The 21,218-nt window shown below is 64.4% G+C and carries 17 protein-coding genes and 1 pseudogene; 8 read left to right on the top strand and 10 right to left on the bottom strand.

Annotated elements, in window-relative coordinates:
- Nucleotides 1-188 precede the first annotated feature (188 nt).
- From RT655_RS03905 to RT655_RS03895, 3 genes are all read right to left on the bottom strand, one after another.
- On the bottom strand, nt 189-2,195 hold the full coding sequence (locus RT655_RS03905) for an ATP-binding protein (RefSeq protein WP_313535084.1): 2,007 nt from the start codon (nt 2,193-2,195) through the stop codon (nt 189-191).
- A gap of 144 nt (nt 2,196-2,339) precedes the next feature.
- Complete coding sequence (locus RT655_RS03900) at nt 2,340-2,657, bottom strand: hypothetical protein (RefSeq protein WP_313535083.1); 318 nt, start codon at nt 2,655-2,657, stop codon at nt 2,340-2,342.
- Between the two features lie 193 nt (nt 2,658-2,850).
- Nucleotides 2,851-5,052, bottom strand: coding sequence for a penicillin acylase family protein (locus tag RT655_RS03895; RefSeq protein ID WP_313535082.1), 2,202 nt, complete (start codon nt 5,050-5,052; stop codon nt 2,851-2,853).
- Between the two features lie 27 nt (nt 5,053-5,079).
- On the opposite strand from RT655_RS03895, the gene RT655_RS03890 reads away from it, so the two are divergent.
- A complete protein-coding gene (locus RT655_RS03890; protein ID WP_313535081.1) occupies nt 5,080-6,363 on the top strand; it encodes an amidohydrolase family protein in 1,284 nt (427 codons plus the stop codon).
- The gene (locus RT655_RS03885) at nt 6,360-8,027 is read left to right on the top strand and encodes a GH39 family glycosyl hydrolase (protein WP_313535080.1); all 1,668 of its coding nucleotides are present in this window, start codon (nt 6,360-6,362) and stop codon (nt 8,025-8,027) included. The genes RT655_RS03890 and RT655_RS03885 overlap by 4 nt, the downstream gene beginning before the upstream one ends.
- 399 nt (nt 8,028-8,426) lie before the next feature.
- Here the strand turns inward: RT655_RS03885 and RT655_RS03880 are convergent, their stop codons facing one another.
- From RT655_RS03880 to RT655_RS19985, 3 genes are all read right to left on the bottom strand, one after another.
- Nucleotides 8,427-10,430, bottom strand: coding sequence for a response regulator (locus RT655_RS03880; RefSeq protein ID WP_313535079.1), 2,004 nt, complete (start codon nt 10,428-10,430; stop codon nt 8,427-8,429).
- A complete protein-coding gene (locus tag RT655_RS03875; RefSeq protein WP_313535078.1) occupies nt 10,427-11,911 on the bottom strand; it encodes an ATPase domain-containing protein in 1,485 nt (494 codons plus the stop codon). Before RT655_RS03875 ends, RT655_RS03880 begins: the two co-directional genes overlap by 4 nt.
- 1,256 nt (nt 11,912-13,167) lie before the next feature.
- A complete protein-coding gene (locus RT655_RS19985) occupies nt 13,168-13,443 on the bottom strand; it encodes an ArsR/SmtB family transcription factor (RefSeq protein WP_409530237.1) in 276 nt (91 codons plus the stop codon).
- 277 nt (nt 13,444-13,720) lie between these two features.
- Between RT655_RS19985 and RT655_RS03870 the strand changes: the two genes are divergently transcribed.
- Both RT655_RS03870 and RT655_RS03865 read left to right on the top strand, forming a co-directional pair.
- The gene (locus tag RT655_RS03870) at nt 13,721-13,945 is read left to right on the top strand and encodes an HNH endonuclease signature motif containing protein (protein ID WP_313535076.1); all 225 of its coding nucleotides are present in this window, start codon (nt 13,721-13,723) and stop codon (nt 13,943-13,945) included.
- A 176-nt stretch (nt 13,946-14,121) separates the two neighbouring features.
- Nucleotides 14,122-14,514 (top strand): hypothetical protein, encoded by a 393-nt coding sequence (locus RT655_RS03865; RefSeq protein ID WP_313535075.1) that lies wholly within the window; start codon nt 14,122-14,124, stop codon nt 14,512-14,514.
- Between the two features lie 442 nt (nt 14,515-14,956).
- Here RT655_RS03865 and RT655_RS03860 read toward each other — a convergent pair.
- Nucleotides 14,957-15,441, bottom strand: a pseudogene (locus tag RT655_RS03860) (transposase); the annotation flags it as partial.
- A gap of 67 nt (nt 15,442-15,508) precedes the next feature.
- Here RT655_RS03860 and RT655_RS03855 point away from each other — a divergent pair.
- Complete coding sequence (locus RT655_RS03855) at nt 15,509-15,652, top strand: hypothetical protein (RefSeq protein WP_313535074.1); 144 nt, start codon at nt 15,509-15,511, stop codon at nt 15,650-15,652.
- 109 nt (nt 15,653-15,761) lie between these two features.
- Here the strand turns inward: RT655_RS03855 and RT655_RS03850 are convergent, their stop codons facing one another.
- Nucleotides 15,762-16,436, bottom strand: coding sequence for an OmpW family protein (locus tag RT655_RS03850; protein ID WP_313535073.1), 675 nt, complete (start codon nt 16,434-16,436; stop codon nt 15,762-15,764).
- A 260-nt stretch (nt 16,437-16,696) separates the two neighbouring features.
- Here RT655_RS03850 and RT655_RS03845 point away from each other — a divergent pair, with 260 nt between their 5' ends.
- Both RT655_RS03845 and RT655_RS03840 read left to right on the top strand, forming a co-directional pair.
- On the top strand, nt 16,697-17,350 hold the full coding sequence (locus RT655_RS03845) for a Crp/Fnr family transcriptional regulator (RefSeq protein WP_313535072.1): 654 nt from the start codon (nt 16,697-16,699) through the stop codon (nt 17,348-17,350).
- A gap of 79 nt (nt 17,351-17,429) precedes the next feature.
- On the top strand, nt 17,430-18,230 hold the full coding sequence (locus RT655_RS03840) for a universal stress protein (protein WP_313535071.1): 801 nt from the start codon (nt 17,430-17,432) through the stop codon (nt 18,228-18,230).
- 116 nt (nt 18,231-18,346) lie between these two features.
- Here RT655_RS03840 and RT655_RS03835 read toward each other — a convergent pair whose 3' ends face one another.
- Complete coding sequence (locus RT655_RS03835; RefSeq protein ID WP_066717263.1) at nt 18,347-18,604, bottom strand: SWIB/MDM2 domain-containing protein; 258 nt, start codon at nt 18,602-18,604, stop codon at nt 18,347-18,349.
- A gap of 261 nt (nt 18,605-18,865) precedes the next feature.
- Entirely contained in the window at nt 18,866-19,261 is a 396-nt protein-coding gene (locus RT655_RS03830; protein ID WP_313535070.1) for a BLUF domain-containing protein, read from the bottom strand.
- Nucleotides 19,262-19,545: 284 nt separating this feature from the next.
- Between RT655_RS03830 and leuA the strand changes: the two genes are divergently transcribed.
- Nucleotides 19,546-21,204 (top strand): 2-isopropylmalate synthase, encoded by a 1,659-nt coding sequence (leuA, locus tag RT655_RS03825; protein ID WP_313535068.1) that lies wholly within the window; start codon nt 19,546-19,548, stop codon nt 21,202-21,204.
- The last annotated feature ends 14 nt before the right edge of the window (nt 21,205-21,218 follow it).

The following is a 21,218-nucleotide window of genomic DNA, read 5'->3' as shown; positions in this document are numbered from 1 at the left end:
CCGCCCTGTCGCGGCGTCGTGTCAATGGCGCACAGGCTGCCCAGGGCGCCTCTTGTTGATCTCCAGCCGTCAAGTCGTTGGTTCGCAGGGGACGGCGGTTAGCGATACGTTATCGCTGCCGCCCGGCTGTCAGCGATTAGCCTTGCTCTAGCGACAACATACGTCAGTGACCATCATGGAAGGCCCAATTAGGGCTTATCCATCATCGCACTCACCTTTGCCGTCAGCGCCTCCAGAGAGAACGGCTTGGTCAGCAGCTCCATGCCCTGCTCTAGATGACCGTTGCCCACCGCTGCGTTTTCGGCGAAGCCGGTGATGAAGAGCACCTTGAGCCCCGGGCGAAGATGGCGCGCCGCGTCTGCAACCTGCCGGCCGTTCATGCCACCGGGGAGGCCAACGTCGGTAATCAGCAGGTCGATCTTCGCTCCGGACTGCAACACCTTGAGCCCTGCCGCACCATCCGCCGCGCCGATGACCGTATAGCCGACGTCATCAAGGACCTCGTCGACTAGGTGACGGATCGCCGCCTCGTCATCAACAACGAGGATTGTCCCGCTACCGCCCGCCGCTGCTGTCAACGCAGCTTCCTCGTCGACTTCGGATGGAGCGTCGCCGGTATGCCGGGGGAGGTAGATGCACATGGTCGTGCCCATGCCCATTTCCGAATAGATGCGGACCTGCCCGCCCGACTGCCGCGCAAAACCATAGATCATCGACAGGCCAAGCCCCGTTCCCTGTCCAAGTGGCTTGGTCGTGAAGAAGGGCTCGAATGCGCGACTGATCATGTCAGCCGACATACCCGTGCCCGTGTCCGTCACGCAGATCGATAGATACTGCCCCTCGGGGAGATCGCGCTCGCGGGCAGCTCTGGAGTCGAGCCACTTGTTGGCAGTCTCGATGGTGATCCGGCCACCTTCGGGCATCGCATCACGGGCATTGATGCAGAGGTTGAGAAGTGCATTCTCGAGTTGCCCGGCATCGATGTAAGCCGGCCATAGCCCGCCGGCACCGACAATCTCCAGTTCGTTCTGCGGGCCGATCGTGCGTCGAAGCAGATCTTCCATCCCGCCTATCAAGCGGTTCACCTCGGTCGCGCGCGGATCGAGCGTCTGGCGTCGAGAGAAGGCCAGTAGCCGCTGCGTGAGGGATGCCGCCCGTCGGCCGGCGCCCTGTGCAGCGAGCACGAAGCGTTCAAGGTCTTCCAGACGTCCGCTGGCCAGACGCATCTGGATCAGCTCGAGATTGCCCATGACGCCGGTCAGCAAGTTGTTGAAGTCGTGCGCCAGCCCGCCCGTCAGCTGTCCCACTGCCTGCATCTTCTGCGCCTGACGTAGCGCCTCCTCGGCACTGTGTTGTTCGGTCAGGTCGCGTCCGATGATGTAGAAAAGATCGGAATTACCCTCGGGAACGGCATCCCACATGATCGTGCGCGCCGTGCCGTCCTTGGTGAGCACATGGTCGACGAAACCGCCGACGACCTCTCCCGCGGCGAGGCGGCCGACAACGTCCGCAGCCTCCGCGTGATCGGCCGGGTCGATAATCTCGACAAAGGGCCGGGTCAGGAGTTCCTGTTCGGTCCAGCCCAGCAGGCGCTCCCATGCCGGATTGACCTGCACGAGGTGGCCATCGAGGCGGGCGGTCGCCATCAGGTCGTTGGTGAGCTGCCAAACGCGATCACGCTCGGCCGTGCGCTCCTCGACGCGCTGCGCCAGCAGTCGGTTGGCCTCGCGTAACTCGGCCTGGCTGCGTTCCAGCGCGGCGTCAGCGAGAACACGAGCTGTCGTCTCGTTGGTGAAGATGAACAGCCCCGCCACCTCACCCTTGGGATCGAGAATGCGCGAATAGGAGAAGGTGAACCATGTGTCCGCCTGACCGCGATCGGTGTCGAGCTTCCACGGCAGGTCGACGAAGCGCTGGCTGCGACCGGCGAACGCCTCGTCGATGATCGGCTTGGCCTGCTCCCATGCATCCGCCCACACCTCTTCGAACGGCGATCCCATCGCCCAGGAAAGGCGAGGTCCGAGCAGCGGGAAGTAGGTCTCGTTGAAGAAGAAGGTTAGTCGCTCGGTGCCCCAGGCGAGGATCATCGATTCCGGCGAGTTCAGGACAGTGCTGATCGATGTCTTGAGGATGTCCGGCCACGCCTCGGGCGCACCCAACGGATGCCCGGACCAATCTTTATCGAGTACCAGCATGGTTGCGTCACCACCACCAGCGAGGAAGCGCAAGCCAGGAGGTAAGGACGCAGGATCACGGAATTTTGATGAAGGCATATACCCCGGATTTAGTCCTGCATTAGGCTGATGGCTACGGGCTAGCCCGCCGAATTGCGTTTTCGATTAGGAACGTGTCGCAGAACCGCAGGGTGCGGCACGTGCCGAAATCCGGATGGCGGGCTGATTTTTTCCGAAATCTGGTTCCGATTTTTCTCGAAATGCCGCATCGGAGATGGATAAACGGGACGATCGCGCATCCCACGCGCGGCTGATGGTGGGAAGCCATGATGATCGACTGAACGACGTGTCTAGGGCGGCTTCACGACGCTCGATCGGCAGCTCCTGTAAGATACGGACGTTCGCGCCACCAAGGAGGAACGGCGATACCTGGTCGAAAGCTGCCGCCGCGATTTCGGCCCTGTTTCGCGGATCGGAACGCATGACGCCCGTCCGCCCGTTAGGTGCTGCCATGCATGGTGTGTCGAGGGGCAACCAATCCTCTGGCCTTGAGCGGTTCGACTGGCGGCCCGGCCAGCTCTCAAAAGAAACATAAGCAGCAAGGGCTGGACTGCCCTATCGCCTGACTTTCAGGCCCTGCGTCCAACCATGCTGTCTTGTTGTGCAGCCTAGAACGTCAACGCCCCAGCGCGGCCGGATCACCCGGCTGGTAGCGGCGCTCGACATGGCCAGTCAGTTCGTCCGGATAGAAGTACACTTTCCGCAGCGCGCCCGACGCGTATCGATCGATCTGGTCGGCGAAGTGAGGCGACGAGGGGTCGCCGCTCTGCCCGCCCGCCATCACCGCCGACGCCTCGACCCGCCGCCCGAACGATACCACCGCGACGAAGCTGTTGCCGCTGGTGCCGTAATAGCGCTTGGTACCCGGCCACGTTTTGGCGCCGAACGAGGCAAGGCTGCCCCACTGCGCAGAGGTGAAGGGTACCGGCTTCGATGGCCGCGCATCGTCGAAATGCGGCCGTAACGCGTCGTCGAGCCGCTGGAAGCGGTTGATCTGGCGCCAGGGGGTCCGCCAGTTCCCGAAGTCGCGTGCCAGCCGATCGACTGCGGCGGACAGCGCCGCCAGCCGGGTCGGCGCGTCGACCTCGGCGGCGATGTAATCGGGCACGTTGCGCCGCGCCGCCTGCGCGAAGCTGCCGAACTCGCGCCACAGCTGGTCGCCCCAGAATATGGCGAGGCTGGTCGCAACCGAATCGCCGCGCCAGCGATAGTCCCAGTCCGCCAGCGTTGCGATCGGCGCCGCCAGCGCCCCGCGCCGCGGGTCCGCCGCCGGCAGCGCCCGCCATGCCTCCACGAGATCGGGCACCAGCCGGGCGAAGGCGGGCAAGTAGGGGTCGAAGGCCGCCGCGCGCAGTTTTTCGGCGCTCCAGCCGCTCGTGCCCGTCAGCAGCAGGTCGGCGTGCACCCCGCGGGCATTGCCGCCCACCTGGTCCATGTAGCGCGGATAGTCCTTCGCCTTCGGGCTGTCCGGCCCCGCCGCGTGCCAGGGCCAGTCGTTGGTGTTGTGCGCCCAGCCGGTGTTCGGGTTCAGCACGCTGGGCAGGCTCGCCAAGCTGTGCAGTCCCTTCCAGTCGGTGGCCGGGTCGCTGCCGTCAACGGGCCTGGTATAGTCGAACCGATCGTCGCGCACCGGCATGAACTGCGGCATCAGGAAGGCGATCTCGCCCTTGGCATCGGCGAACAGCGTGTCGTTGGACGAATTTGCCTTGCGCGCGGCAACCTTGAGATAGCTTGCGAGATCGGTGGCTTTGGTGCGCAGGAAGCTCTGCTCGAGCGCAGGGATTGGGCGCCACATCAGCGCCATGGCGATCCAGCGGCCGTCCTTCGCCGCCACGATCGGGCCGTGATGTGTCCGCCAGGTGGTGAAGCGGCGTTCTCCCAGCGATCCGTCGGGCCTGCGATAGTGCAGCGTCGCCACCCGCGCCTGCACCGCCCGTGTCTCGTCGCCATAGCGATAGGTCCAGCCAACCCCCTTGCGCAGGATCCGCTCGGCAAACGCATCGACATTGTCGACCGTCGCGGAGGTGTGCATCCAGCCCGCCTGGGCATTGAAGCCCTGATAGACGAAGAATTGCCCCCAGGTGCTCGCCCCATAGGCGTTCAGTCCAGCGTCGCTGGTCACCTGGGCTTCGGAGCGAAAATAGAAGCTGGTATGCGGGTTGATCAGCAGCAGTGCGCGCCCGTCCGCCGTCAGCTTCGGCGCGATGGCGATGCCGTTCGAGCCCGAAGGCTCCCGCTGTGCTGCACCCCGTTCCTCGGGCGTCGGGGGCGTCGGGCTGCCGTAGAAGCTCTTGAGGTCGCTGAGCGAGATCCGCTCAATGTCGCCGCCGATGCTGCCTTCGGTGAAGCTCAGCGCCATCCACGGCTCGAACCGCGTCAGCACCTTCGGCTTCACCTGCGCATGGGTTGCGAGATAAAAATTCAGGCCATCTGCCCAGGCCTGCATCAGCGCGCGCAACCAGGCGGGGCTGCGGGCATAGTCCTGCCGCAGCGCTGCCGGATCCACGAACAGCCGCTGGCGCAGATCGCCCCACAGGGCCTCCTCGCCATCGGCTTCGGCAGTGCGACCGAGCGCGGTCAGATAATTCGCTTCTATCCGTGCAAAATCATCCTCGGCCTGCGCATAGCTCATGCCGAACACCGCATCGGCGTCGCTTCGCCCATGGATGTGAGGGATGCCCCAGTCGTCGCGGGTGATCGTCACCCGCTCTGCCTGCGCCTGCCAGCGCGCCCGCTCGGGATCGGGCGCAGCGGCGGTGGTGCCGAGCAAAGCCAATAGAAGCAACGGATTGCGTGCGCGCCGGATCAGCGTATCCATGACCGCAGACTAGAATGGGGGGAGCGGATGGCCAAGCACTGGTTCGCGGTTCTTGCAGCCTTGGCGCTGGGCGGCGCGGCGGGCGCGCAACAGGCCGAAGCGCCTGCCTTCCTGCTCAAGCCGATGGCGGTGTTCGACGCGGCCGATGACCAGGCGCATCCCGGCTGGCAGGTGCTGGTGCGCGGCGAGCGCATCGTGGCGGTCGGCCCGGATCTTGCCGTCCCGTCCGGTGCCACGGTGATCGCGCTCGACGGCGACACGCTGATGCCCGGCATGATCGAGGGCCATGCCCATCTCTTCCTCCACCCCTATAACGAGGCTAGCTGGGACGATCAGGTGCTGCACGAGCCGCTAGCGCTTCGCACGGCGCGCGCGGTGGCGCAGGCGCGCGCGACGCTGCACGCGGGTTTCACCAGCCTGCGCGATCTCGGCACCGAGGGAGCCGGCTATGCCGATGTCGGGCTGAAGGCGGCGATCGACCAGGGGATCGTCGAGGGGCCGCGGCTGCAGGTGGCGACGCGGGCGATCGTCGCGCTCGGCGCCTATGGCCCGAAGGGGTTCGAGCCCGGCGTGGAGGTGCCGCAGGGTGCCGAGGAAGTCTCCGGCCCCGACCAGATGGTCGCCGCGGTGCGCCGCCAGATCGCGGCGGGCGCGGACTGGATCAAGCTCTATGCCGATTATCGCTGGCGTGCCGGCGAGGAGAGCCGCCCCACGCTGAGCCTCGAGGAAATCAAGGCCGCTGTCGCCGCCGCGCATGACGCCGGGCGCCCGGTGGCGGTCCACGCCGCCACGGCCGAAGGCATGCGCCGCGCGATCGAGGCGGGAGTCGATACGATCGAGCATGGCTATGGCGGCACACCCGCACTCTTTGCCGCAATGGCCGCGAAGAAGATCGCGCTCTGCCCGACGCTCGCGGCCTCCGATGCGACCTCGCGCTATCGCGGCTGGAACGGCGCGGAGCCCGCACCCGCTGCCGTCCGTGCCAATCGCGAGAGCTTCCAACGTGCGCTCCGCGCCGGGGTGCCGATCTGCATGGGGGGCGATGTCGGCGTCTACGCGCACGGCGACAATGCCCGCGAGCTGGTGCTGCTCGCCGCTGCCGGCATGCGCCCGGCAGACGTGCTGCTGGCCGCGACCTCGGGCAACGCCCGCTGGTCCGGGGAGGCCGCGCGGCTCGGCAGCGTGAAGCCCGGTCTGTTCGCCGATCTTGTCGCGGTCGCCGGCGATCCCACCCGCGACATCCAGGCGGTGCGGGCGGTGCGCTTCGTGATGAAGGGCGGCAAGATCGTACCGCTGGAGCAGTCCAAGTGAAGGCGCTGCTCCTGGCGATCGCCGCTGCATCGGCCCTTTCGCCGGGCCTCGCCGCCGCCGATCCCGATCCGATCCCCGTGGCCATCGCGGTTGACGCGGCGCGGGACGAAGGACCTGTTCGGCCGGTCTGGCGCTTCTTCGGCGCCGATGAGCCCAATTACGCGACGATGAAGGACGGCCGGACGACGCTCGCCACGCTCGGCGCGCTGGCCCCCGATCGGGTCTATTTCCGCACCCACAATCTGTTCACCTCGGGCGACGGCACGCCCGCGCTCAAATGGGGCTCGACCGGCATCTACCGCGAGGACGCGCGGGGCCGCGCGATCTACGACTGGACGATCGTCGACCGCATCTTCGACACCTATCGGGCGCGACGGGTGAAGCCCTATGTCGAGCTCGGCTTCATGCCCGAGGCGATGTCCACCCGGCCGCAGCCCTATCAGCACGACTGGCGCCCCGGCAGCGGAAGCTTGCGCACCGGCTGGGCCTATCCGCCGCGCGATTACGCCAAGTGGGAAGAGCTGGTCTTCCACTGGGTCCGCCACTGCATCGAACGCTACGGCCGCGCCGAGGTCGCCAGCTGGTATTTCGAGACGTGGAACGAGGCGAACCTGCCGCAATATTATTGGGGCGGCACCCGCGAAGAATTCTTCCGCCTGCACGATAGCGCGATCCGCGGCGTGCGGCGGGCGCTGCCCGAGGCGCGCGTCGGCGGGCCGGACAGCGCGGGTGCCGGTGACGACTTCCTCGCCGCCTTCCTCGCCCATGTAAAGGCGACCGGCACGCCCACCGACTTCCTGTCCTTCCATGCCAAGGGCCAGCCGGTCGTCGTCGCGGACGGGCAGAATAGCCATGTGCGGATGGGGCTCAGCACCCATCTGCGCGCCGCCGATCACGAATTCGCCGCGATCGCTGCCGATCCGCTGGGCCGGACTAAGCCGATCGTCATCGGCGAATCCGATCCCGAAGGTTGCGCCGCCTGCCAAGGCCCGGCCAACGCCTATCGCAATGGCACTATGTATTCGAGCTACACCGCCGCCGCGCTCCCCCGCCTCCAGGCGCTCGCCGCGCGGCGGGGGCTGACGCTGGAGGGCGCGCTGTCCTGGGCGTTCGAGTTCGAGGACCAGCCGCCCTTCGCCGGGTTCCGCCAGCTCACTTCGGCCGGCATCAACCTGCCGGTGATGAACCTGTTCAAGCTGCTGGCCAAGATGCGCGGCCGCTATGTCCACGCTGCCTCGGACCATCAGGCGCCGCTCGATACGGTGCTCCAGGATGGGGTTCGCGGCGATCCCGATATCGGCAGCATGGCCAGCATCGATGGCGACACGCTGTCGATCCTCGTCTGGCACTATCATGACGACGACGTGCCCGGTCCCGATGCGGCGGTGACGCTGCAGCTTCGCGGCCTGCCCCAGGCGCTCGCCAAGGGGGCGCGGCTGATGCACTATCGTATCGACGGAACACATTCGAATGCCTTCGCGGCTTGGCGCGCGATGGGATCACCGATCGCGCCCAGCGACACCCAGCGCGCCACGCTGCTCAAGGCCGCCGCACTGGCGACGATCGACCCAGCGCCCATTCCGCTACCGGGCTCGACGCTCCGCTTTCGTCTGCCGCGGCAAGGCATCTCGCTGCTAATCGTGACGCCGCGAAACGGTGTATAGCGCTTCCCTCTACTGGCGTGATCCTGTGCGTCCGCTTAACGACGCGGCGGTCGATGGGGCGATTGGAGCGTTCTATGGCCGCTTTTGGCCTGAACGGTCATTCCAGGCCGTTGACGAGAAAGGCTAAAGTTGGCCGACTACTGCCCGCCGTTCGTGGGACATTTCTGCCGTTTCCGCGTCAGGTGTCTAACAGCAGCTTTCGTCAGAACCTGCCTCTTGCTCGCGCAATACAGCTTGGCAGTAGCGCGCGCTTTCCGTCACTAGGAGGTGCCCTCGGGCTTCTTAGAGGCGGACATGGCGCGGCTCTAATTCGCAATGGCGCGGCTGTGCCAGCGGAGATGTCGCAGGGGACGAACGCGCCCCGTGGCGACGACGATGCGTAAACCCAAATGTACCGGCTTATGGCGTTGCGATCAGTTGATCGATGGCCATTGCGATATCGACTTGCCGGAACGGCTTGGCGAGTTGCGGGAGCGGCAGGTCCAGGTCACCGCCCGCATAGCCCGTGACGATGAGGATTGGCATATGCGGATGGGTCTCGCGGATACGCTCCGCCACTTCGGTGCCGTTCATCCGCGGCATCATATAGTCGGATACCACGGCATCGATCTGGATGCCCGTTCGCAGCTTCGCCAGCGCCTGCGCGCCGCCGGCGGCCTCGTGCACCTCATGGCCCAGTTCGCGCAGCATCTCCGCCGTGCCCCGGCGGACCAGTTCCTCGTCGTCGACCAGGAGCAGCCGGAGTGGGCGCACCGGCTTGCTGGCGGCGGGAAGCCGCGCTGCCGCGAGGGCGGTTCCTGCCGTGGCCACAGGCAGATACAGGTCCGCGCGGGTGCCCTGGCCGACGCTGCTCTGCAGCTCGAATGCGCCGCCGAGCTGCGCCGCCAGCCCGTGCACCATAGACAAGCCGAGACCGGTCCCTTTGCCGACATCCTTGGTCGAGAAGAAGGGCTCGACCGCCTTGGCGAGGGTTACTTCGTCCATCCCGGCACCGGTATCGATCACCGAAATGCGGATGTAGGCGCCGGGGTTGAGCTTGCTTGCCCTGTCGGGGCCAAGCACCACGCGATCCGCGGCGATGGTCAGCACGCCGCCGCCCTCCATCGCGTCGCGGGCGTTGACGCAGAGATTCAGGATGGCGAGTTCGAGCTGGTTGGGATCCGCGATCCCCGCGGGCAGATCATGCACGGGCAGCATGCGTAGTTCGATTGCCGGGCCGATCGAACTGGCGATCAGGTCGCGCATCCCCTCGAAGAGTTGCGCGATATCGACCGCGCGAGTCTCCAGGGCCTGCCGCCGCGCGAAGCCCAGCAGGCGGCTGACCAGAATTTTTGCGCGCTCCGCCGATTGCAACGCACCGTCCAGCAAGCGCGCCGAACGGGGATCATCGGCACTGTAGCGCCGGTTCAGCAGATCGAGCGCGCCCGTGATCGGGGTCAGCAGATTGTTGATATCGTGCGCAACCCCCCCGGTCAGCTGGCCGATCGTCTCCAGCTTCTGCGCCTCGTGCAGCTGGGCGATGACGGTCTCGCGCTCGGCGACCGTCGCGGTGACCCGCGCTTCCAACCCCTCGTTCAGCTCGCGCAATTCCTGCTCGGCGCGCTTCCGCGCCGTCACGTCCTGGAAGATGACCGCGACGGCCTTGCGGCTGGAGGGTTCGATGCGGAATGCCGAGAGCTCCAGCTGACGGCGGGTGGCGACCAGTTCGCGCTCGAACCGGATGGGTTCTCCGGAGACGAGCACCTGGCGATACAGGGCAACCCAGCCCTCTGCCTCATCGGGCACCATCTCGCGCACCTTCTGACCGATGACGTTGGCGATGCCGGTGTGCCGCTCATAGGCGGGATTGGCCTGGACATGGACATAGTCGGAAAGCGCGCCTTCCGGGCCGTCGAGAAACTCGATGACGGCAAAGCCCTCGTCCATCGTGTCGAACAGCGTGCGGTAGCGCGCCTCGCCCTCGCGCAGTTCGGTGAGGCGGCTGCGCGCCTCATATTGCCGCTTGCGCGCCCGCAACGCCGACCGCGCGAGGCTGATCAGCGTCGTCGGATGGAAGGGGCGCTCAAGGAAGGTGACGTTGCCGAGGACCTCCAGATACCGCACCGCGGCCGGATTGCGCTCGAGACCACCGCCCCGGGTGGTGAGCAGCACGAAGGGCAGGTCCGACCATTCCTCCTGGTGCGACAGCCAATCGGCGAGCGGATTGAGGTCGGCGCTGGTGATTGCCTCCTCGGTCACCAGCACGAAGGCCGCTCCGGCATCCAGCTCCGTGATCAGCGCGAGCAGCGACGCGCAGGCGGTCGCTTCGATACCGCCTTCGCTCAGCATCGCGGCGGCGATCGTAGCGTCCCGTCCGCGCGGGGCGAGCACCAATGCCCGCTCCGAAAACGTGCTGTGCTTCACGCTTCGGGATCGTCGAGTAGGGTCGCCTCGCCGACCATGACTGGCACACCGCGGAGTACGCCCTGGAAATTGGCCAGGGGCGGCCCGAGAGTGAGTCCGCGCTCGCCGATGCGATATTCGCGGATCGTGTCCTCGTGCGGACCAGTCCGCTTCTTGACGACGGAAACCGCGCGCCGCACTCGGCCCAATGCCTCGAAGTAGCGCAGCAGGATGACGGTATCGGCCAGATAGGTGACGTCCACCGGCGACTTCATGTCGCCGACCAGGCCGTGCTGCGCCACCGTGAGAAAGGTGGTGGCGCCGCGACGGTTCAGATACTGGAGCAGCTCGTGGACGTGGAGCACGAGTGCGGTCTCCCCGGGCATCGCCGCCTGATAGCCGTTTAGGCTGTCCAGCACGACGGTACGCGCACCTTGCGTCTCGACGCAGACGCGTACCCTTTCGGAGAATTCGCCCGGCGTGAGCTCGGCAGCATCCACCTGTTCCAGCACCAGCGCCTCGGCGTCGATCATCGCCTGCAGGTCGATGCCCAGACCCTTGGCCCGTTCGATGAGCAGTCCGCGCTCCTCGTCGAACACGAACATCGCTGCCCGCTCGCCGCGCGCGATAGCATTGCGCACGAAGGTGAGAGTCATGATCGACTTTCCGGTGCCTGCCGGGCCCAGCACCAGCACGCTGGAACCACGTTCGACACCGCCGCCTAGCAGCGCGTCGAACTCCGCCATGCCCGTGCCCAGCACCGCGCGATCGACGGGCCGCTTGTGTTCGGCCGATACCAGCCTGGGGAATACGCGAACGCCGCCGGTTTCGATCGCGAAATCGTGGAAGCCGCCACGGAAGCGCCGGCCACGATATTTGATCACCCGCAGCCGCCGCCGCTCCGCCCCATACTCGGGCGCAAGCTCCTCGAGGCGCACGACGCCGTGCGCGATCGAGTGCACGGTCTTGTCGTTCGCGTCGGTAGTCAGATCGTCGAGCATCAGCACCGTGGCATTCTGCCGCGCGAAATAATGCTTCAGCGCCAGGATCTGCCGGCGATAGCGCAGCGAGCTTTGCGCGAGCAGACGGATTTCGGAAAGGCTGTCCAAGATGACGCGATCGGGGCGGACACGCTCGAATACGTCGAAGATGCGCCGGGTGGTCTCGCCGAGTTCCAGGTCCGAGGAGTAGAGCAAGCTCTGCTGCTGCTCCTCATCGAGCAGGTTTTCCGGCGGTACCAGTTCGAACAGCTCGAGGCCCTGCAGGTCCCAGCCATGCGCTGTGGCCGTAGACCGCAACTCTTCTTCGGTTTCGGAGAGGGTGATGTAAAGGCAGCGCTCGTCCGATGCCGCGCCCGCACGCAGAAACTGTAGCGCGATCGTCGTCTTGCCCGTGCCAGGGCTGCCTTCGAGCAGGAAAACGCGCCCCCGTTCGAGGCCGCCGCTCAGCACGTCGTCGAGGCCAACGATTCCCGTGATCGCTTGAGGGTTGGCTACGGGCATATGGTCTCCTGCCTAGTTCGATGCGGGGAGCCTTGCAGGCTAGCCCAACTACGACCCTGCAACCGCGAAATTGCGTTCTGTTCTGGGTCGTTAGCAAGTAAATGGCGGGGGCAATAGATCCCCCCAAAATTGAACGCTTCAAAACGAGACCCTGTCCGTCTTAACCGCCGCCTTTCGGCTAGCCGGGACGACATTGATGCCGATCGGAATGGCGCACTTTGGTCGGTAGCCATCGGTGCCAAATTTCACGTCTTGGCCGGCAGCGGACATTCAGACTGGGCGACATTCCGAGTCGTTCAGTAGCGCCCGCGATGGTCACCCCGGTGTGTCACATTGCGCCAACGCTGCGGCCCGCTCGAAGTTTGAATAGCGTTGGCGACGCTCCACAGGGGAGGCGTCCATGCGACCGAGCCGCACGCTCCTTGCGGATTGCGAAAGGACGCTCCTCAGCGCTCCTTGCCTCGTGCAGCAGGATTTGCCGCCCAATTCCGGCGAAGTAGGGTGCAAACCGATCTTGGGTGCCGGCCCCGTACACAGCAAGACCGACTGCGCCATCGCGGTTTGCCGGTTATCGTTGCTTCCGACCGAAATAGGCAGGTTCGTTTCGCATCCGCTTAAGGTGGCATTGCGAACGATTGCAATAATCCAGTCGTCGTTAGATCGATTAAGGCCTTTGTGCAAATGACTGAAGCTTAGACGGTTTAGCAGGATTAAACGTCAATTCGTCGCGAGGTAAGTTGCTGCAGCGCATCAATTTACGGCAAAGGACGTTTGTCGACACCAAGTCCATTATGGACCTCAGGGGACTTCGCAATGAATGGGAATGACGAGGGCGCTGGGCAGGAGATCATCAGAAACGTCGAGTTGGCTCTCGGGGACGGGTCAGTTGTCTCCGTGTACCTCAGGGGGCGAAACGAGCCCTTACCGGTGGTTCGCGTGCTCCGCAGCAGTCTCACGGTACGCCTGGAAGGCACTTCGAACGCAGTGCACGATGTGGCGTATAGCGCCATTGCTGCTGCTAGATATGCTCCCCGTTCGCTGCGCTTGGTAGACTAACCCCGACGTTCTGGAGAACTTTGACGATCGAGATCGGGCTTGGCAAATCGTCCCGCTGCTGATACAAAACGAGAACAGCCCTTCGGGGCATCGCTGCTCAAGCAGCCTCGGCGACAGACGATCTTGGTCCCCATACCACTGCGCATCGCCAGCAATCGACAGAATGTCGATGGACGTTTTTGTGGGAGTCCGAAGGCTGCCTATTGATCATTCGTCAAGTCGTTTATGGAGTCCTCGTGAGGCACTCCTAGCGTTGATCGCAGAAGCGCGTACGACGGCGAATTCGAGAGAGAATACAAGCGCAGCTGGCCATCTTGCCGGTGAAGCAGAAGCTCGGCGCCTCGAAGTACGGGGAGTTGCTGCGATGCCGCTGTAATGGGCATGTTGATTGCAGTGGAGATATGTCCGACGCATGATTCGCCATCGAGTAGCTGCGTCAATATGCGGACGCGGTGGCTACCGGAAAGCACCTTCATGAGATTGGATGCTGATTTATTTCAGCGTATAGGTGCTGCAATTTCATCATTTTGTCACTTAACGTTGCGGTTGTGTCGCACTGGCATGCAATCCCCTCACATGGCGACCTTGCCTCGCTGCACATATCCGCTGGCGGCGTTTCCGATTTGGCCTCGATCAAATCGGCAAGGGCTTGGTGACTCAGCCTCGCCCGAAAAGAGGTAAGAGAATGGTGGGGTGTGCGTGATGGTAGCAAGACGTCGAGGCAGACATGGGCAGCGCGATCGAGCGCGACACTTGGCGGCAGAGCCGCTCTGTCGGCATTGCAAGGCAAAGGACATCATCACCGCAGCTGTCACTCCCGACCACATCATCCCGCTATTCAAAGGCGGGCTGGCCGAAGACGGCAACATTCAGTGCCTTTGTAAGTCCTGCCACGACATCAAGACAGCCAAGGATCTGGGCACGTTTCCGCATCGACAGCAGGCGGAAATAGGGGCTGACGGCTGGCGGATAGGATGAGGGTGGGGGGGAGGGTCCAAACCCGGGACCGCTCGCTGGCGTACACCGCTCCCGTCCCCATTTTTTCGCATTTGCAGATTGATCGTCCGGATGGTCAATGTGCAACGTTTTACTTGCGATTAATATTTGCGTTACTTCTGGCGCTTTGCAGTAACTGCGAAGTAACGGAGAAGATAATGGCTACGCGAGGAGCGGAGCCGGAACCGGCAACACTTCGGCTTGTCGACGGCACGCACAATGCGACGCGGCACGGAAATCGCGCAAAGGCGCGTGAGCAAATCGACGAGGCTCAGACGAGCTTCGGGAAGCTTGTGCAGCCGGCCGGGCCCAAGGGTGAGGCGCTCAAGGCATGCAAACGCTACATCGCTCCAGCAGGCTGGCTGGACGGATCGCGCGAGCCTGCCGCGATCGCATTCTGCGAACTCTGGGCAGAGTTCAAGCGTGGCCCGTCGCGGTTCTCCGCGTCAATGCACGGGCAAATGCGCGCCTATATGAGCGAGCTTGGCCTTCCCGATGAGCGCAACCGCGCCGGCGGCGAAGAGGAGGAAAAGGACGAATTCTTCGGGTGATGACCCGCGGCATGATCGCATTTGGCAATATGCCACGCGCGTGATGTCGGGGGGCCGCGTGCCCGCCCGGCGCTCCGGCGGAGGTTTCCACGAAAATGATCGCAAGCAAGTCGTTCCGCTATGCTGGAAGCAGCTGGTCCCGGGTGACCCGTTCGAAGCGAAGACAGATCGAGACGTCCGACTGCTGCGAGCGATCGGCAAGGCAAAGCCCGAGGCGGACGAAGAGGATCCCGGTGATAAGCCGGCAGCCTCCGAGGCAGCTCCCCCGCCGCAGCGTCGGGGCCGGGGCCAGCAGGCCAGCGGCGCCTACCAGCGCCGCGATCTCCGCGCGAAGGGCTGATGCGCTTCCTCGGCTTCAACATCTCCCGAGCGAAGTCGCTTCGCACGCCCTCCGGGCGCGGGGGGTGGTGGCCGGCCGTTCGTGAGGCTTTCACCGGCGCTTGCCTTCACGCCGTAGCAGGATCGCCAGCCGTCGGTAGCCGAACCGACGACGCTCGTTCGCGATCTCGCGCATCCGCTCGCGGATAGCATTGTCCTTCCCGCGAAGCGGCTCATATTGGCACGCCGACCGATTGACCCCGATCAGCCTGTAGGCACGACGCTCGGAGAAACCGTGATCGGCCATCAGCTTCTCCACCGCAGCGTAGCGCTCCACAGGCCGCGTCAGTTTTTTCCCAGCAGATCCTTCAGCGCCGACACGTCGAGCATCGACTCCGCCAGTAGCTTCGTCAGCCGGCGGTTCTCGTCTTCCAGCGCCCGCAACCGGGCAGCGTCTGAAACCGTCAGGCCGCCATATTTCGACTTCCAGGTGTAAAAGGTCGCATCGCTGATCCCGTGCTTCCGGCACAGGTCGGCGGTCTTCACGCCAGCCTCATGCTCCCGCAGAACCCCAATAATCTGATCCTCGCTAAATCGGCTTCGCCGCATCACTCGTCTCCAGCAGACGTGACTGGAAGATCACCACCTGCCGTTCCTGCAAACTAACGCGTCGGTCATGACGTATACCGACGAATACGTCTGGACGGTGCAAGGCGGCATCTGGATATGTAGCGTGCACGCGGACATATGGCAGAAGACCGTCACGCCGCGATCACCTGGCAAGAAGCATGGCCACGATGCGGTCGATGACCTCGAATAGTAGCGATACCGCGCCGCGCCCTGAAGCATGGGAGCTGCGCCCAAGCACGCAGCCCCCGGGTTCATTCCCTTCTGGAGTGGATATGAATGTGCGCCAGCCAGTGCCCCGATCAGAAGCGGGTGCCGACACCGAACCCGAACACCAGCGGATTGATGTCGACGCTGGTCTGGTTGATCGCGCCGCCAGTGTTGAGTCGTGCGGTGGTCGTCATGTCGATGTACTTGACGTCGAGGTTCAGGAAGAATTTCTTGTTCAGATCGATGTCCACGCCTGCCTGCAGGGCATAACCGACGCTGTCCTTGAGCGAGAGGCTGGTCCGGCCGAGCGCCTTGTTCAGCGAGTCGCTGGTCTTGGCTGAGTAGAAGGTCGTGTAGTTGATGCCCGCGCCCAGATAGGGGCGCACCGGCGCCTTGGGCCGGAAGTGATATTGCAGCGTCAGCGTCGGCGGCAGCACCCACGTATGTCCCACCTTGCCGAGCGACGAAATGGCGTCGCGGCCCTGGAGGTCGTGACGGGTGCTGGAGACGATCAGCTCGGCACCGATATGGTCGGTGGCCATGTAAGTGAAGTCGACCTCTGGCATCACGGAATCCCCTACGCCGACCCGCGCGGCGGGCAAGGCGGGGGTGATGCCGCTCGACGATTCATTCGGGGCGACGACGATGCCGCGCAGGCGGACCAGCCAGTCGCCGGCCGCGATCCCCGCGCGGTCCTGGGCGTGGGCGCTCGCGGTGGAGGCCAGCAGACCGGCCGCGGCCATACCGACAAAAAGCGAAGTGCGCATGGTTCATTTCTCCTCGTGTTCGACGAGGCGCCAGGTACCCGCGCGTTTCCCCCTCGGTTTTGATCGGGCGCAACGTTTCCGCTAGGTAATGTCCGCAGGCGCATGCGCTTTCCTGCCTGGGACCTATACGTAACGACACGCCGCACGCGGGCGCGGCATGCCGTCCGCGGAGGCGGATAATGTACATGGATCGGAACCAGCCCAATCTAGGGCCCGTGGATTGGTGTCTGCCGGCGGGTTGTGCCGCCTGCAGCGTGCGCGTGACGTCTCTGTGTGGTGATATTCCCGCCAGTGCGCTGGCGGCGCTTCACCGCCTCGGCCGCAGGCGCGTGCTGCGGCGGGGCGAGGTGTTGATCTGGCAGGGTGATGTCGCCGAGCAGGTCGGTATCCTCCACCGCGGGCTGGTCAAGCTCTCTGCCTCGCTGGAGGACGGGCGCGAACAGATGCTGGGACTGGCCTTTCCGGCAGATTTCGTCGGCGCAATCGGTGAGCGGTCGTCGAGCCACTGCGTTACCGCGCTGACCGAGACCGAGCTTTGCGTCTTCCCGCGCAATGCGCTGCCAGGTCTGGTCCAAACGCATCCGGAAATCGGCCAGGTGCTGCTCAGCCGCGCCTATGACGAGCTCGACCAGCTTCGTCGCTGGATGCTGCTGCTCGGGCGCAAGTCCGCCGAGGAGCGCGTTGCCAGCCTGCTGCTGCAATTTGCAGCCCGCAGTACCTGCAGCCGCCGCGAGGCGGTGCACCTGCCGCTCACCCGTCAGCAAATGGCCGAGCTGCTCGGTCTGACGATCGAGACGGTCAGCCGCAAGCTCACCGCGTTGAAGCGCGACGGCCTGATCGCACTGCCTACGCTGCGGAGCGTGGTGATTCTCGATGCCGTCACACTTGCCGAGTTGGCAGCCGAGAGTCCGTAACTAACCGCATGTCGGCACGTGATCGACCTGCCTAGCCTAACGTCACCCACGAAGAAGACGGGATGAAATGGAGGCGACCATGAAGAATATACTCGTTCTGATGCATGACGACGCCGGGCAGGAGGCAAGGTTTCAGGCAGCGCTCGACCTGACGAGGGGACTGGAGGGGCATCTGCGTTGCGTCGACATCGCAATGGTGCCGGCTTATGTTGGCGATTATGTCGAATTCGGCGGCGGTGCCGCGCTGCTCGCCGACGAGCAGACTCGTGAGGCCGCCAACCGTTTGCGAATGGAAGCGCGGCTCAAGGCCGAGGATGTAGCATATGACTGGGTGGACGCGACTGGTTTTGCCCGCGAATGCCTGCGCGATGCGACCGCGCTCGCCGATCTGGTGGTGCTCAATCGTGAGCTAGGCAAGATCGACTATCCCGACATGCGCGATCTGATCGGCGACACCATCCTGAAGACCGGCAAGCCGATCGTCGCGGTACCCGAAATGACGCTGGGTTTCGACCTGTACGGCCATGCGGTGGTCGCCTGGGACGGTTCGCGTACGGCGGAAGCGGCGCTGCAGGCGACGACGGCACTGCTCAAACATGCCGGCACGGTGACGATCCTTGTGGTCGATGAGGGCGCGCTGCGGATTTCGGCAGCAGAGGCGGCGGAATATCTTTCGCGGCACGGCATCCGGCCCGAGGTGCGGGTGGTACCCAAGACCGATACGGTAAGCGGTGCGATCCTGGCGGTGGTGGAGGCGCTTAAGGCAGCTTATCTGGTGATGGGCGGCTTTGGCCATAGCCGCTTCCTGGAAGCAGCGTTCGGCGGGGTGACGCGGCGGATGCTCGCCGAATGCCCGGTGCCGTTGATACTGGCGCACTGATCGGGCCGAATCGCGGACGATCCGGATAGGCGGCAGACAATAAAAGGGGCAGGCAACGCTGGTTGCCTGCCCCTTTTTTGCCGTTCGCACAGCCCGAAACGGGCCAGCGACCTCGCTTACTTGACGTGCTTGGCGAGGTGCTTGTTCATTTCGAACATGGTGGCCTTGTCGCCGCCGAAGATCGGCTTCAGCGTTTCGTCCGCGAGGATCTCGCGCTTGTTCGCAGGGTTCTGCAGGTTGTGCTTCTTGATGTATTCCCACACCTTGCTGACGATCTCGCTGCGCGGCAGATCGGCGGTGCCCACAATCTTCGCCAGTTCGGGCGACGGGGTAACCGGCTTGGCAATGCCACCGCGTGCTTTGGTCTCGGCCATCGTGTCTAACTCCTGTTCGTACCCCTTATTGGGGCTATTCCTTCGTCAGCGCCTCGGGATCGAGAGGCTTCCTCCCCCTTGTCGCGACCAACGATGTACTGTGGTTCGTGCGGTGATGCACGCCCCTGTACGCCTTTGACTGCGGGAAAGGGCTTCTGTCCAGCGCAGACCGCACCGAAGCGCGGCGAACCGCTGTTTTGCGGCGCTGCGGTGGTGCCGTCGCGCAACACTTTTGGCAGAAGACGCAGTAATATTGCGCCGTCAGGCCGAAACACGGGTCCGGACAAGCCCCTCGAAGGTACCGCGCACCGCCGGTGCAGCATCCGCCGTAAGCCGCTGGACATCGGCCAGGAACTCGACGGCGTCGACGCCGGGGGCGCGATGCGCCATTTCCCAATGCCCGAATTCGCGTCGATCGACGATCCGGCGGGAAAGCAACACGATCGCGCGATGGCGTGCATCGCGCTGGATGCGGGCATAGGCCAACTCCACCGCGTCTTCAGGGCCTTCGAGGGCCTGGAGGAAACGGCCGCTGTCCGCATAGAGCAGGCCGCTGATCCGATCGCGCGCATTGTTGCGGCGAGATATGGTCAGTATGTCCCGCGTGGGGCAGGGCGCGGCGGGGTTTGCGGAACTGATATAGACGAGCTGCAGCATGGAAGTCCTCTCCTGCGAGCACGCTGTTTCGGCGCTTATTGGTTAATATCAAATCAAGGCGGGCAAAGCTCCCTTGTTTTGCAGATGTTTAGTCCATGCTGGACAAAATCGGACAATTACGGCACAGGAGGGCGGTGATCGACGCCCAGTGCCTTACCCTGCGACTTATCCGCCCTTAGGGGCCGATTTCGCACGCGCGCGTCTCCCCTAAGGGCAAACCGGAACTTCCCTATCGCATCACGGCTGCGCTAGGCGCAGCCAGACCTTGAAGAGAGACACGGCCCATGTTGCGCGACCCCAGCGTCAAATATCGACCCTTCCCGCAGGTGGATCTGCCCGATCGCCAATGGCCCAGCCGAACCATCACCAAGGCGCCGCGCTGGCTCTCCACCGATATGCGCGACGGCAACCAAGCGCTGATCGATCCCATGGACGGCGAGAAGAAGAGCCGGTTCTTCGATCTGCTGCTGAAGGTCGGTGTTAAGGAAATTGAAGTCGGGTTTCCCAGCGCGGGTGCTACAGAGTTCGATTTCATTTCCGGGCTGGTCCGCGAGGGGCGGGTGCCGGACGATGTGATCGTGCAGGTGCTCACCCAGTCTCGCCGCGACCTGATCGAGACCAGCTTCCAGTCGCTCAAGGGCGCCAAGCAAGCGATCGTCCATCTCTACAATGCGGTGTCGCCGGCCTGGCGCCGCATCGTGTTCGGCATGAGCCGCGACGAAGTGCGCCAGATCGCCATCGAGGGCGCCAAGGTGCTGCGCGACGAGGCGGCCAAGCAGCCCGATACCGAATGGCATTTCGAATATAGCCCGGAGACTTTCTCCACCGCCGAGCTCGATTTCTCGGTCGAGGTCTGCGAGGCGGTGATGGACATCCTGCGCCCGACGCCGGAGCGTCCGCTGATCCTCAACCTGCCGGCGACGGTAGAGGCGGCGACGCCGAACATCTATGCCGACCAGATCGAATGGTTCTGCCGCAACATCCGCGACCGCGAGAGCGTCGTCATCAGCCTGCACACGCATAACGACCGGGGCACGGGCGTCGCCGCGTCCGAACTTGGCCTGCTGGCGGGCGCGGACCGCGTCGAAGGCTGCCTGTTCGGCAATGGCGAGCGCACCGGCAATGTCGATCTCGTGACGCTGGCGCTGAACATGTACACGCAGGGGCTGAACCCGGGCCTGGACTTCTCGGATATCGATGAGGTGATCCAGACGGTGGAGTATTGCAACCAGCTGCTCGTCCACCCGCGCCATCCCTATGCCGGCGATCTGGTGTTCACCGCTTTCTCGGGCAGCCACCAGGACGCGATCAAGAAGGGCTTCGCCTCGCAGGGAGCGCGCAACGACCAGGTCTGGGACGTGCCCTATCTACCGATCGATCCCAAGGATCTCGGCCGCGATTACGAGGCGGTCATCCGCGTCAACTCGCAATCGGGCAAGGGCGGCGTCGCCTGGGTGCTTGAGCAGGACAAGGGCCTCAAGCTGCCGAAGCGGATGCAGGCCGAATTCTCCAAGCATGTCCAGGCGCTGGCCGACGAGACCAGCCGCGAGCTCAACGCTGCCGATATCTGGAGTCGTTTCGAGCAGGTGTACCTGCCCGGTGACAAGGACAGGATTACGCTGGTCGACTATGAGGAAAGCGGCGCTGCGGGCAATCGCGTGTTTGTCGGTCGCATCTCGATCGACGGCGTCGCGCAGTCGATTTCGGGCCGCGGCAACGGCCTGATCTCCGGCGTGGTCGACGCGCTGGCGGGCTCTACCGGTCCCCGCTTCGACGTGGTCGACTATAGCGAGCACGCGATCGGCGGGGGCGCCGATGCGCAAGCGGCGGCCTATGTCGAATGCCGCACCGAGGATGGTCGGACGGTGTTCGGCGTCGGCATCGATGCGGACATCGCGACGGCGTCGGTGCGCGCGGTTCTCAGCGCCGCCAACCGGGCTTGAGCGTAAAAAGCCCC

The sequence above is a fragment of the Sphingomonas sp. genome, assembly GCF_032114135.1.
Classification (GTDB): domain Bacteria; phylum Pseudomonadota; class Alphaproteobacteria; order Sphingomonadales; family Sphingomonadaceae; genus Sphingomonas.
Note: the sequence above shows the minus strand (reverse complement) of the source record. Positions and strands in the feature narration are given on the sequence as shown.

Bases quoted from the DNA above. Each gene is read 5' to 3' on its own strand.
- RT655_RS03890 (WP_313535081.1), top strand. From the start codon at position 5,080: ATGGCCAAGCACTGGTTCGCGGTTCTTGCAGCCTTGGCGCTGGGCGGC.
- RT655_RS03840 (WP_313535071.1), top strand. From the start codon at position 17,430: ATGAAGAATATACTCGTTCTGATGCATGACGACGCCGGGCAGGAGGCA.
- RT655_RS03875 (WP_313535078.1), bottom strand. From the start codon at position 11,911: ATGCCCGTAGCCAACCCTCAAGCGATCACGGGAATCGTTGGCCTCGAC.
- RT655_RS03900 (WP_313535083.1), bottom strand. From the start codon at position 2,657: ATGCGTTCCGATCCGCGAAACAGGGCCGAAATCGCGGCGGCAGCTTTC.
- leuA (WP_313535068.1), top strand. From the start codon at position 19,546: ATGTTGCGCGACCCCAGCGTCAAATATCGACCCTTCCCGCAGGTGGAT.
- RT655_RS19985 (WP_409530237.1), bottom strand. From the start codon at position 13,443: ATGAAGGTGCTTTCCGGTAGCCACCGCGTCCGCATATTGACGCAGCTA.
- RT655_RS03850 (WP_313535073.1), bottom strand. From the start codon at position 16,436: ATGCGCACTTCGCTTTTTGTCGGTATGGCCGCGGCCGGTCTGCTGGCC.
- RT655_RS03905 (WP_313535084.1), bottom strand. From the start codon at position 2,195: ATGCTGGTACTCGATAAAGATTGGTCCGGGCATCCGTTGGGTGCGCCC.
- RT655_RS03865 (WP_313535075.1), top strand. From the start codon at position 14,122: ATGGCTACGCGAGGAGCGGAGCCGGAACCGGCAACACTTCGGCTTGTC.
- RT655_RS03830 (WP_313535070.1), bottom strand. From the start codon at position 19,261: ATGCTGCAGCTCGTCTATATCAGTTCCGCAAACCCCGCCGCGCCCTGC.
- RT655_RS03855 (WP_313535074.1), top strand. From the start codon at position 15,509: ATGACGTATACCGACGAATACGTCTGGACGGTGCAAGGCGGCATCTGG.
- RT655_RS03835 (WP_066717263.1), bottom strand. From the start codon at position 18,604: ATGGCCGAGACCAAAGCACGCGGTGGCATTGCCAAGCCGGTTACCCCG.
- RT655_RS03895 (WP_313535082.1), bottom strand. From the start codon at position 5,052: ATGGATACGCTGATCCGGCGCGCACGCAATCCGTTGCTTCTATTGGCT.